The following is a 13141-nucleotide window of genomic DNA, read 5'->3' as shown; positions in this document are numbered from 1 at the left end:
AAGTATTTGAGGGATAAGGAATTCTCTGTGAGCACCAGTATTAGGCCCTGTCCCACAGCCGTCGCACCTTATCAGGGACGTGGTCAAACGTGCCTCCCGCCTGAGTTGGAGTTGGGCAGCGCAGTCGGTCCTCTCTATCCATCATGTGCCAAGTCGTGTCCTTACTCTACCGTCACGCTCTTGGCCAGGTTACGGGGCTGATCCACATCCAAGCCGCGGCGGGCGGCAATGTGATAAGCCAACAGCTGTAGAGGAATCACCGCCAATACTGGCGATAACACCTCCTCTACCGGCGGCACCGGCAACAGGGCATCAAAGGTATCTTCGGCATCTTCATCATTCATTGGCACGACCCCGATTAGCTGGGCATCCCGAGCCTTGGCCTCCTGAGCATTGGAGAGGACTTTGTCGTAGACGGAACCGGGCATTGCGATCGCAACCACTGGTACCTTGGCATCTAGCAGGGCAATGGGGCCATGCTTCATTTCCCCCGCCGGATAGCCTTCAGCATGGATGTAGCTGATTTCCTTCAGCTTCAACGCCCCTTCCAGGGCAATGGGGAAGTTAATGCCTCGGCCCAAATAGATGAAGTCCTGGGTTTCGCCAAACTCATGGGCCAGTTCCTCGATATAGCGCTCCTGGCTCTCCAATACCAATTCAATCTGAGCCGGTAATTGCCGCAGCCCGACGATGATATCTTCTAAGCGCTCAGCCGAAAGCATCTGACGACGATAGGCCAAATCAAGAGCCAGAAAGTAAAAGGCCATCACCTGGGCCGTGAAGGTTTTGGTGGCAGCAACACCAATTTCGATGCCAGCATGGGTATCAATAATATGAGGCACCAAGCGGGCCAGAGAACTCTCAGGGCGGTTGGTAATCCCCAGCAAGCGAGCTGCCAGGGCACCATCTTCAAACTGCGCCCGTCGCTGCTGTTCCATGTCTAGGGCCGCCAAAGTGTCTGCTGTTTCCCCCGACTGGGTCACCCCCACTGTCAGAGTATGGCGAGTCAGGGGAGCGGGCGCGTAGCGAAATTCCGAAGAGTACTGCACCATGGTGGGGATACCAGCCAACTGCTCCAGCAAATGTTTACCGACTAAGCTGGCATGCCAGCTCGTACCACAGGCCACGATTTGAACATACTCTACCCCCTCCAGCAAGGCATCGGGCAAGCCCAAACAGATAGGAGAGATCACAGATTGATCCGCACTCCAAGTGCCATCGATATAGGTGTCTAAGCAGGTGCGCACTACTCCCGGCTGCTCATAAATTTCCTTCAGCATGAAGTGCTTGAACCCCTGCTTCTCCACCATGATGGGGTTCCAATTCAGGGTTAGCGGATGCTTGCGCAATCGTTCCCCGGCAAACGTATAAACCTCGACTCCTAGGGGGGTAAGACGGGCTACCTCACCATTCTCTAACGGCAAAACCGCTCGGGTATGGGGCACTAAAGCCGGAGTATCCGACGCACAGAAAAATTCCCCTTGGCCAAAGCCAATCACCAAAGGAGCCTGTTGACGCACAACAATTAACTCGTCCGGGAAATCAGCAGAGATAATCGCCAGGGCAAAGGCCCCTTCTAAATCATTAGCGGCCCGTCGCACCGCCTCTAGCAGGGCCGAGAGATGCTGCAGTGGTCCCTCGATGGCCGAGGATTGCTGCAAATAGTCTGCCACCAGGTGAGGGATAACCTCTGTATCGGTGTCAGAGCGAAACTCGTGTCCCTTGGCTTTGAGATCAGCCCTGAGTTCTCGGTAGTTTTCAATGATGCCATTTTGGACCACGGCAATGCGAAAAGCCGTATCCGCGTGGGGATGAGCATTGTGCTCTTCGGGTTTGCCGTGGGTAGCCCAGCGGGTATGGCCAATGCCAATGCGAGCCGAATTCTCCCAGCCGTCTAGCTTATCCTGTAGATTCTGGAGTTTGCCTTTAGCCCGGATACTCTTGAGGTCTCCCTCCAGGACAGTGGCGATACCAGCAGAATCATATCCCCGATACTCCAGCCGGCGCAGGCCATCCATGAGGATATCGCTAGCTGCTCGGGTGCCAATATATCCGACGATTCCGCACATATAGACTCCTTAAGGGGCCACGACAGTCATACCATCCGCTACTGTAACTAATTGCGACTGGTAATGAACTGCTCAATAGGATACATGGGGAGTCTGGCGAGAGAAAGTACTGGGGTGAGGCGGAGTTATTCTCTGGCGCAAGCTAGATGACTCAGGCAACCGATAAGTTGTCCAGGAAAGACTTCAAGACGTCTTCCGGTATCCAACCGCGGGCTAGTAACACCTCCTTAAAGTCCATGCCAGTCACCTGTTGGTCATAGAGGGCGACTTGCTTTTGCACTGCTGTTAATATCCCTGCCTGAACTAGGCGATCTCCTAAATCATTCTGAGATGCTGAAGAGGCAGAGACCGGGTTTGTAGGGCTTAACTTAGTGGTCGATGAGTTAACAACAAGACAATCAACCATTGCCCCGCCATCTGGAAAGATATAGATAACCGTCTTACTCGTATCCCCAAGGGGGGATCTAGCTGTATCTTCCAACATGAGTCTGACCGTATATATAGAAATAAACGAAGTGGATAGGAGTGATTAGATCGCAAATCCTATTCCCCCTATACGGCTAGTATGCCCAGGCTACAGCCAATAGCCAAGGGTAATTATATAAAGCCTCTTGAGAGCCTAAAGTAGAACATATCAGGGATTATATCGATACCCTAAAAATATACTGGTATAAGTGCTTAAAATCGTCTTATTTTGCCGTGTCTGAATAGCTAATTTACAAATATCATCCGTAATTTCTCTAGATTTTGAGGATACAGATTACAGATGAATTTAGAATATTTTTCCCGGCTTTGGAGATGCTTACAGCAGTTCTCTCTTCAGGGATGTACCGGTTTTCCAGCGATTCCAAGGCGCAGCAAGGTTGTGAACGGCTACGCCCCAGGCCAACAATATCTAATAGGATCAGGGGAGTGGAATGATGATTACTATGGTCACCTCAAAAGATTAAGCCATGTCCATGTCTAGGCCCAGAGTTTTGCCTAGGGTAGCACTTCAAATCTCGAGCTGGACTCGGTATAAGCTCCAAACGGGTAGAGACGACCTCATCGGGTGTCAAGCAATTCGATTGGTGCTGCGTAACGTGACATTGACGCCTTCGTTTGATTGCTCCAAGACTAGCAATGGGGTGGGTTTCGCCTTTTGATCCCAGTGCATGTAAGCAATCCGCCCTTGCAAGGTAGGTTGCCAGTTCTTGGCATCCACATCTGTGCTGAGGAAGGTTTCAATGCAGTCAATAATTTGATTGATTGTTACCGATGTAGGTTGGGTCGGCAGTTTTGCCAGTTTAATCTGGATGCGGAAGAGGACACGCTTGCGGACATTGGGACCATTGTGAAGGGCATATTCCACATCGAAGATCTGGTCGACTTGACGAGGTTTGCTGGCAATGCCAATCAATCCTGCATCTGCCTGTCGCGGCCTGAGGGCGATACTAACTTTTTGTTTGACTTTCACCTTTAGTTGATTGAGGATGGCGAAATGGAACAGTTCCTCTTGCATCCGCATTCTTAAGTAGTCCAGATTGACCTCTCGGGAGTGAATCAGGTCAGGATTCCGCTCCATTTTAGAGATAGTACTCAGGGCTAGTTTGACCCGCTTTTGCAGCTCTCGATTTTTGAATTCCTCAAACCGTAGCTTCTTACGTAGACGGCCATAGCGCACTTGCGAAACAATGCCTAAGCTGATGAGGAAGATGAGCAAAATCCCGCTGGATATCATCCATGCCTGATCTGGCCGAGGGCCCGATGGCTCGGTTGGGGAAGTCTGGGCTACCCAGGGACGAATAAGGATGATTGGGGTCGCCATAATTGGAGAAGGGGTGACACTAGCGATAGTGTTAGGATTCCCAATGCCTAGCAGAGACTCATCAGTAGTTTCTCGGGAAGTCCTGGCTTATTATCTATCATTCTGCTATCGATGGGCGGTAATAGGCTGGGAAAAGGACAGGCAGAGACAGATGGTGCTGCTTGTATACTTCTATCTCTTAGAGTGTTTTTCAAAGTTCCCAGGGGGCGTGAGCATGATTGATAGGCCTGGAGGGTAGACCTATCAGATCGTTACAAAATTTATGCAGACCGTCATCCAGCTCACAGGGGCAGCTCACAGGGGCAGCTCACAGGGTTAAGAACCAAAGAAGTCTCCAAGTAATCTTTAGCTGGGTTTAGCGATAGAAGTAGTGCACTGTCAGATCTACGTTTCCAATCTCCTGCTATCAGGAAATTTCAGATTAGGATTGGGAGTTGGTATGGGTCGTGGCCACTTCAGCAGAATGAGCTACCTTTGCTGCCGAAGTGTTTTGATGGTGAGTAAGACGATTCAGCAGCGCTTGACGAGCCGTTAGGGCGGCTTGAAAGTCGGGCTTGATGTGAATAGCTTGATTATAAGCCGCTAGAGCCTTACGAGGTTGACTCAGGCATTGCAAAGCAAATCCTCGTTGATACCAAGCCCAATGGTTATCTGGCTGAATTCTAACGACCTGATTGTAAGCTAACGTTGCCTGGTGGTATCGGCGAAGTTTCTCCATGACGTGACCGAGCTTGAACCAGGTAATGTGATCGTCTTTTTGTCGCATCACGACCTGATGGTACGACAGAGCAGCCTCTGGTAGCCGGTCCAAGTTTTCTAAGGCCATGCCTCGCATCAACCACGCACCGGTGTCGTCTGAGTCCTGACGAAGAGCGCGATCGCAAGCTGCGATCACCTCGTCATAGTACTGCAGCTGATAGAGAGTTTCTACCCGCTGTAGCCGTAGCAACAAACGCTTACGATTATCTAACGCTAACTGGAAATCGGCCTTGAGTTGAATGGCGCGATCGTAGGCGGTCAGGGCCTCTTCAACTTGCTGGAGCTTCTCTAGAAGCTGTCCCCGATCATTCCAAGCCCAGTAATTTTCTGGCTGTAGCCGTAGTACTTCATCGTACGCTGCTAAGGCCCTGTCATAGTGTTGAAGCGCTCCTAAGACATTGGCCCGTTTGAGCCAGGGCAGGTAGTCATGGGGCTGCAGTTGGATAACCCGGTCGTAGGCTGCAATGGCCTGCTCGAAATCTTGGATGCTTTCAAAGGCCAGGCCACACTTGAACCAGACTTGTTCATGATTGGGCTTTGCCTGAATTACCTTTTCATAAGCCGCGAGGGCCTCATGGTAGCGATTATGCTGAAATAATTCATCTCCCCGCTCCAGCCAGGCGAGATAGCCGTCGCTCACTGCGATTAGCGGAGGTTGTGAAGGCTGCGAGACGGCAGACTGGGTCAGCGCTTGTAGGGCTTGTAGAGCGTCTTGGGCTGAGGGATACCGCTGACGGTGGTCATAGCGCACCATTTGGTCCAAGACAACGGCAAAGGCAGGGCTGACCGTGACGAGATCCCGCCAGAGAATTTCACTGGTGCGGGGATCTTTGCGAAAACGTTTTGGATCCAAGCCCGTCAGGGCTCGCAGGGCTAACATGCCCACCGCATAAATATCGCTGCTGAGGCAGGGTTGGCCGGCCAGTTGTTCATTGGGCATGTATCCCATGGAGCCAATAGCGATGGTGATACTGATGCAGCCGTCGGTCTCAACGGGTTGACTACTGACCTGCTTCACCGAACCGAAATCAATCAGCACGATGGTGCGATCGCATCGACGCCGAATCAGATTCGAGGGTTTAATGTCGCGGTGAATGACTTGATGCCCATGGACAAAACTCAAGGTTTTGAGAATATCGAGCACCATCTCGATGACCTCCGCCTCGGGCAGGCAACGATGGCGTAGTTCATTGCTGAGCAAATCGCCGTCGACATACTCCTGCACCAAATAGAACTGCTCATTCTCCTCGAAATGAGCTAAGAGGCGAGGAATTTGAGCATGGTTCCCCAGCTGATAGAGGGCTTGAGCCTCACCATCAAACAAGCGGCGGGCAGCCTCCAGAGCCCCATCATCCGTCTTACGGGGTTTCAGCTGCTTGACGACGCAGCGGGGATGTCCCGGTAAATGGCGATCTTCAGCCAAGAACGTTTGGCCAAAGCCACCGCCGCCAAGGTAACCGAGAATGTGATAGCGTCCACCAACTGTTCGGCTTAACATAGAGTGCGGCTGCAGATGCGAACACACAGCGATGTCCCGACTAAACTGGAACAACCTGTCCCTGATTCCATAGGGCATTCCTGACGGCGACAACGATGGCAAAGTAGCCTCGGTTAGTACGTTACCCATCTAGCTTGACTCGGCTACACCCGATACCGCAGTGCATCGAGCCCCTGAGGAACTACAGTTATTCTGACGAGTAGTGGCAACCCCTGATGGCCATTGGTTCCAGGCTTTACAAGATATTTATTGTCAGGGTAGGCAAAATTTATACCTTTTTACCGGATCCGGCTAGGTATTCCCTGAAGGGTTCCAGTTAACCTGAGCCGGAACCGTTTCCAACAACAGCTGCCCCTGAGAAATCACGTAGCGTACGGTGGCTCGGCGGCGAATAGCCTCGCAGGGGTCTGTAGCATCTAGCACAATCAAGTTGGCTGAGTTACCGATCTTAAGTCCGTAGTCGTCGTCTATCTGCAGGGTTTTAGCGCCGTGCTCAGTGACCATGTCATAACAGGCTGCGATTTCCTGTATCCCCGTCATCTGACAGGCATGTACAGCCATAGAGGCCACGTCTAACATGCTGCCGGTGCCAAGACTGTACCAGGGATCTTGAATGCAATCATGGCCCAAACTAACATTGAGTCCCTGCTGCCATAGCTCCTTGACTCGGGTTAGCCCTCGGCGCTTCGGGTACGTATCGGTGCGACCTTGCAGGGTGAGATTAATCAAGGGGTTAGCAACGAAATTGATCGCTGTCCGTTGCAGCATCCCTAGTAACTTCAAGGCATAGGCATCGTTGTAAGACCCCATGGCAGTGGTATGGCTTGCAGTGACCCGACTGCCCCAACCACGGCGCTGGGCACAGGCAGCCACGACTTCGATAAAGCGTGACTGGTCGTCGTCAATCTCATCACAGTGAATATCGATTAACCGTCCATAGCGTTCGGCTAGGTCAAACACATGCTGAACCGACTGCACTCCCTCTTCTCGAGTGAGTTCGTAATGGGGAATACCACCAACGGCATCGGCCCCCAGTCTTAGGGCCTCCTCCAGGTGAGTGGCATTGTCGGGATGGCTATAGATGCCATCTTGGGGAAAGGCCACCAGCTGCAGGGTGATCCAATCTTTAACCTGGTGCTTGACTGCTAAGAGAGCCTTCAAGGCCGTTAAGCTAGCCTCGCTGACATCAACATGACTGCGGATATAGAGTACTCCCTGTTCAGCTTGTTGTCTCAGGGCTTGGAGGGCTCTGCGTTGCACATCCTCTACCGTGAGTGACTGTTTGCGATCGCGCCAGATATCGATGCCCTCGAATAGAGTACCGCTCTGGTTCCACCGGGGCTGTCCGGCCGTCAACACAGAATCTAGGTGAATATGCGATTCGACAAACGGCGGGCTGACCAGATGACCTCCCACATCAATTTCTGTGGTCGCCGTAAACGCCAGGTCTGGGGCAATGGCCTGAATGTGTCCTGCCTCAATGGCAATGTCTACCAACTCATCGGCGGTAGAGCCGTGGACTAGACGACAACGTCGCAGCAACAACCTAGGGAGAACAGTCATAGAGATGCCAGATGACACATTCTGGGGGCCGGATACAGCCCCCTAATCTAGATTGTAGGTAGAGTTATCTGGGCAGGTAGATTGACGCTGAGCGAGGGCTACCGCTGCGATGCCCCACACTGAAATCCCGTGACGCCGCAAGACGTTGGCCGCGGCCCTAGCCGTAGCCCCGGTGGTGAAAATATCATCTATCAGTAACACCGACTGGGAAGGGCGCCTTTTCAACCATTGAGGTCCTAGGCCAAAGGCCTGCTGTACATTAGCTTGACGTTCCTCTGCTGACAAGCCAAATTGGGCTTCAGTAGCTCGTTGCCGTACCAAACCATCTCGGGACAGAGGCAGTCTCACTTGCTGACAGAATCGCTCTGCTAAGAGGGCAGCTTGATTGTAGCCTCGTTGTTGTTGCTTGATGGCATGTAACGGAATCGGCACAACGATGAGACGATTAGTATTAACCCTACCAATGTCTTGCCAAGATTGCCCTAGCCAGGTTCCTAACAGGTCAGCGATCTGTGGTTGGTGGTCGTATTTCAGTGCAGCCAGCGCCCGTCTCAAAGGCCCTTGGTAACTGCCCCAACCGAAGACTCTTAAGCCTATCTGTTGTGATACTGCCGCTGACAACTGGCACCGTCGCAACTGTCGTTGACAGGCTGAACAAACGGCTACTGTGGTAGAGCGCTCACAGAGGGGGCAAGGGGCTTCTAACACTAACTGAAGCAAACTGGACGCTGTGCGCTTCCACCAAGGCACAGCAATGGAAGGCTGAAGGGTATCAAGGAGCTGCATGGCTGGCTCCAATTAAACGAGGGGAATGGCTATGTAGCTGAGCAACAATGACTCGACCATCTGGATAGACATAACAGATGGTCTGTGCCTCTGGTGACGCTAAGGTCAATGACTGCACTGCTGTTGACAATAGGCCGGCAAAGGTTTCCTGAGAGGGCTTGAGCCTAGATCGAAGGTCCTTCATGGGATTTATGCCTCCATGGGGGCAGTTTTGAACCGATACCCTTCTATTGTGTTGACTTGGAATGGATTCGATTAGCGTGAAAATAGCGATCTTTTGTCAGCGGCTGGGCAGGTATTCTGTAGGAATTTACGGATACTATCGTCAGTGCCTGAGGTACCGCGCTACTTCAGAGGCTGATGATATGGTCATGTAAACGCCATATGCTGCGAAGATTGCTAGGCAATGGCGACAATCTGATTGGGGAAGTGCTCTGATGCCTGCTCAACCCAGTAATGATGATGTTTCCTACCCTCAACCAGATCTCAGCGTCAGACCGGCAACAAGTTGGTGATAAAGCATTCTATTTGAGCCAACTTCAACAGCAAGGTATTGCGGTGGTCAGGGGTCAGGTGATCCCAGCCAGGGCCATGGCGACATTACTAGCAGTGGCTCAGTGGCCAGATTCCTTGCTAGTAGACATCTTTGACCTGCCAGCAGCCTTGCCCCTGGAGCATCCTGAGCACATTGTCCCGATGGCGCAGCAGTTGCGGCAGGCCCTGTGGGCGGCTCCCTGTGGACTGGAGCTATCCCGCCTAATTTCCTCAGAAGATGACGCTGTGATGCTGTTGCGGTCGTCCATAACGTTAGAGGCTACCACTGGGGCCTGGTCATCTTTGATGACAGGCATGCTTGCACCGCGGACCAGTTGGAACCAAGTTCAGGCCCTCGAGCATCATCTCAAGGGATTTTGGGCCGATCTTCTGACCAATCGGGCATTGACGATTCTGCAGCGACGTCACCTGCAACTGCGCCATGTTCATTTAGCTGTTTTGATGCATCCGCTTTATCCGGCCGGGCTGTCCGGGACGTTGGTTCGCGATGGGTCTCAATTGACTCTAGAGGCTGTGCAGGGCTTAGGGTTGGCCATGACCCAGGGAGAGGCAATTCCCAGTCGGTGCTCCTTGTCCTTAGATACGCAGCCATCTTGGACCTGGCAAGCTGGTTATCAGGATGTTGTGTATCGGGTTAGTGAATATGAGACGCCATCGCAGTCTTCGACGACGACACCGCCTGTCGAGCCCTTCCCTGGCATTACACCGCAGAGTCCGGATAACCCCTACCTAGACCAGATTGTATCGAGGCAGCAAACTCAAGCCCTGATCGATTTGTCTCAACGGGTGCAACCCCTACTAGGGTCTTCTTTTCGCTTGGACTGGTTGATCTACGATGCGGGAGCAGTGGGCCATCGTCTGATTGTTACCCAAGCCCATCCCGTAGTGGCTGCACCTGTGGTTCTGGCTCGGGAGAACTCTGCAGCTGTCACGGTGGAACCGCCGCTGCCAGCGGTGACAACTGTAATTAGAGGGCTAGGGGCTTCTGCTGGGCAAATTATGGCCCCAGCCTTAGTGATTGATAGGGACTGGGGAGCTCTATCGGCAGCCCAGGTATCCCAGGCAGCGGGACACATTGTGGTAGTGCGTGATCTACAACCGGATCGGTTGGCCCATTTGAAGGGCATCGTGGGTATTGTCTCGGAACAGGGAGGTCTAACTTGCCATGCGGCTATCTTGGCTAGGGAGTTAATGATTCCTTCAGTGGTTGGGGCTCCTCAGGTCACCGAGTTAATCCAAACGGACGATCGCTTGTGGTTAGATGGCCAGCGCGGCCTAATCTATCGATTGCCATCCTCGGCTGCTGTTACGCCATTGGCTTGGCAGTCCGTCCCCTCTTCTCCACCGTCTGATCAGGCTAAGTCCCTAGAGGCCACAGCGGCGACAACACCCCCTAAGACTAAATTGATGGCGAATCTAAGCCAGTTGACCAGTGTGACTAGGGTAAAGCAGCTACCCATTGATGGCATTGGGTTACTACGGTCTGAGTGGTTATTGTTAGAAGCCCTAGACCATCGCCATCCTCAGCAGTGGCTGGCAGAAGGATACACGACTGAGTTGGTAGAGCGATTGGTCGAGCGGCTAGGTAAGATTCTGACGGCCTTTGCCCCGGCTCCGGTGCGCTATCGCTCTCTCGATATGCGGTCCCATGAATGGGCAGCCTTAGCGGGTAGTCCGGCTGTAGAGCTCAACCCCACCTTAGGGATCCGCGGCACCTTCAGCTATCATGTCAGCCCCCAGCTTTTTGAGTTGGAATTGCAAGCACTGGCTCGAGTACAGTCGGAGGGAGGTCATAATCTCCAGCTGCTTCTCCCCTTTGTCCGTACCTTGGAGGAATTTTTGGAGTGTCGCCAGTTGATCGAACAGGCTGGACTCATGCAGGTGCCAGAGTTTCAACTATGGATCATGGCAGAAGTCCCTTCAGTGTTATTTCTATTGCCGGAGTATATTAAGGCAGGGGTGCAGGGTATTGCTATTGGCACCAATGATTTAACTCAGTTGTTGTTGGCGGCTGATCGCGATCAGCCGCTGATGGCATCTGTGTTTGATGAGCGTCATCCAGTGGTATTGACGGCGGTTAATCACCTGATTCAGATGGCCCATCAATATGGCGTTCCCTGTTCCATTTGCGGTCAGGCTCCGGTGCGTTATCCAGAACTCGTAGAGTTGCTAATCCAGTGGGGAATTAGCTCGATTTCAGTGGAGCCAGCCGCGGTAGAACAAACTCGTTTGGCAATTGTGAAGGCGGAAGCGGGAAAGCGTCTGTAATTATCCGCCGTATTGATGCCAGAGGGTATGGGCAGCCTGTACGGTATCGGCTTCGCTGATGGGTTTATCGCGACGCCAGCGTAAAATACGGGGAAACCGCACTGAGATGCCTGATTTGTGCCGCTTTGATTTGGCGATACCTTCAAAGGCAATCTCAAAAACATGGGTTGGTTCGACGGCACGCACGGGGCCAAATCGATCCTGGGTATGGCGGCGGATCCACTTGTCTAGCCGCTCGATTTCGGCATTGTTGAGCCCGGAATAGGCCTTGGCGAAGGGCACTAACTCGTCCCCGTGCCAGAGGGCAAAGGTGTAGTCGGTAAAGAGATTAGCCCGCTTGCCACTGCCGGCTTGGGCATAGATCAAGACGGCGTCTAGGGTCATGGGATCGACTTTGTATTTCCACCAGTAGCCACGCTTGCGACCCACGAGATAGGGACTATCTAGGGCTTTTAGGACTAAGCCTTCGGCGCCATGATCTCGAGCTTGTTGGCGTAGGCTCTGGAGGGTCTGGAAGTCGTCTGGGGCTAGGGCTTGGGAGAGATGGATGGGAGCGGTGTCGGGCTGGGAATTTAGGAGAGTGGCTAGGGTTTGTTTGCGATCGCATAGGGGGTGCGGGCGCATATCATTGCCGGCAGCCTCTAGCAAGTCATAGGCGACGAAATGGACCGGACTATCTGCCATGAGTTTTTGGGTGACCCGCTTGCGACCTAAGCGTTTCTGGAGATGATTGAAGCTGAGGGGACGATCTTCCCGCCAGCAAAGAATTTCGCCATCCAACACCGAGCCATTGGGAAACGGCTGAAAGGCCTCTACCAATTCTGGAAACTGGGGCGTGACCAGATCCTCTCCCCGAGACCAGATAAAGACTTGATCGGCGCGCTTGATCACCTGGGCCCGGATGCCGTCCCATTTCCATTCCACCAGCCAATGATCTAGGCGATTTCCCTGATCCTGTTGGAATCGATCGACTTCTAGAGGAGCCGCTAGAAAAAAGGGATAGGGCTGACTGGGAGGGTGCTCTGTGGCAGCGGTGCTGGTCAGTTGCTGGAAGAAGGCCACCGTGGGTTCAAAGTCTCCCATGAGTCGATGGGCCAACACCGCTTCCGGCACCTTGCAGGCCTGGGACAGCCCTCGAATCACCAGTTTGCTAGAGGCGCCAAAGCGAAAGGCTCCCGTCAGTATCTTATTCAGGACGAACACCTCAAAGGGGGCCAACGCCGACCACCAGGAGACGATTAGCGCCTGACGGTCAGCCTCGGTGTCGACGGCATTGACCTGGGGAATGATGGTCTCTAGCCAATGGTGCAGCGGTTTGGCAGCCTGCGGTTGTCGGTCTAGGGAGGTGGTCTGCAGCAATAGGGCAATCACCTCGGCCGCATCACCGACATGGGCGTAGCAGTCTCGAAACAACCAGTCTGGTAGCCCCGATATGGTCAGGTAGGTCTGGCGCAGCACCCGGGAAGTGACCAGGCGGCGCCGGGGTTTCCCCAGTAGGAGGTACAGCGCCCAGGCAGCGTCAGCTGGGGCAACCTCGGTGAAGTAATCCCGTAGGGCGCGCACCTTTTCATTGGTGGAGGTGGTGGCATCCACCGCTTGAAACAGCTGGACAAACCGCTTCATGACGTAGAAACAATCACGTAAATGTCGGTGAGTGAATGTCAGCAACAATTGTCATGATGACACTACTGCCGCTAGGGGGCAGCGGGCGAGGGACGACCGACCTGCGATTCATGGGCCTAGGCCTACTCCTGACTGCAGCGATGCGGCCTCTAGGCATAAACTCCATGCCCCCGTAGACTATGAAATGAAAACTTTCTTAAAGGACGCGGGGGT

At 53.1% G+C, this 13141-nt stretch carries 8 protein-coding genes; 1 reads left to right on the top strand and 7 read right to left on the bottom strand.

Going from position 1 to position 13141, the window contains the following annotated elements; genetic code table 11:
• Positions 1 to 161 precede the first annotated feature (161 nt).
• The 6 genes from glmS to XM38_RS20410 form a co-directional block, all read right to left on the bottom strand.
• Complete coding sequence (gene glmS, locus XM38_RS20430; RefSeq protein ID WP_088430890.1) at positions 162 to 2069, bottom strand: glutamine--fructose-6-phosphate transaminase (isomerizing); 1908 nt, start codon at positions 2067 to 2069, stop codon at positions 162 to 164.
• Between the two features lie 151 nt (positions 2070 to 2220).
• Positions 2221 to 2349 carry a hypothetical protein gene (locus XM38_RS27975; protein WP_256995694.1) on the bottom strand — a complete coding sequence of 43 codons (129 nt, stop codon included), beginning with the start codon at positions 2347 to 2349 and terminating at the stop codon, positions 2221 to 2223.
• Positions 2350 to 3123: 774 nt separating this feature from the next.
• Positions 3124 to 3876, bottom strand: coding sequence for a hypothetical protein (locus tag XM38_RS20425; RefSeq protein WP_080811240.1), 753 nt, complete (start codon positions 3874 to 3876; stop codon positions 3124 to 3126).
• 421 nt (positions 3877 to 4297) lie between these two features.
• Positions 4298 to 6133, bottom strand: a complete 1836-nt coding sequence (locus tag XM38_RS20420; RefSeq protein WP_187329485.1) for a tetratricopeptide repeat protein — start codon at positions 6131 to 6133, stop codon at positions 4298 to 4300.
• Between the two features lie 291 nt (positions 6134 to 6424).
• Positions 6425 to 7696: a cytosine deaminase gene (gene codA, locus XM38_RS20415; RefSeq protein WP_088430886.1), complete on the bottom strand. Its 1272-nt coding sequence runs from the start codon at positions 7694 to 7696 to the stop codon at positions 6425 to 6427.
• 42 nt (positions 7697 to 7738) lie between these two features.
• A complete protein-coding gene (locus tag XM38_RS20410; protein WP_080811244.1) occupies positions 7739 to 8482 on the bottom strand; it encodes a ComF family protein in 744 nt (247 codons plus the stop codon).
• A gap of 456 nt (positions 8483 to 8938) precedes the next feature.
• Between XM38_RS20410 and XM38_RS20405 the strand changes: the two genes are divergently transcribed.
• Positions 8939 to 11305 carry a putative PEP-binding protein gene (locus XM38_RS20405; RefSeq protein ID WP_080811247.1) on the top strand — a complete coding sequence of 789 codons (2367 nt, stop codon included), beginning with the start codon at positions 8939 to 8941 and terminating at the stop codon, positions 11303 to 11305.
• On the opposite strand, the gene XM38_RS20400 is transcribed toward XM38_RS20405, so the two are convergent.
• Complete coding sequence (locus XM38_RS20400) at positions 11306 to 12928, bottom strand: ATP-dependent DNA ligase (RefSeq protein ID WP_088430884.1); 1623 nt, start codon at positions 12926 to 12928, stop codon at positions 11306 to 11308. It lies immediately after the preceding gene.
• Positions 12929 to 13141: the final 213 nt, after the last annotated feature.

Origin of the sequence: Halomicronema hongdechloris C2206, assembly GCF_002075285.3 — a bacterium.
GTDB lineage: Bacteria > Cyanobacteriota > Cyanobacteriia > Phormidesmidales > Phormidesmidaceae > Halomicronema_B > Halomicronema_B hongdechloris.
This window is presented reverse-complemented; position numbering and strand designations above follow the sequence as displayed.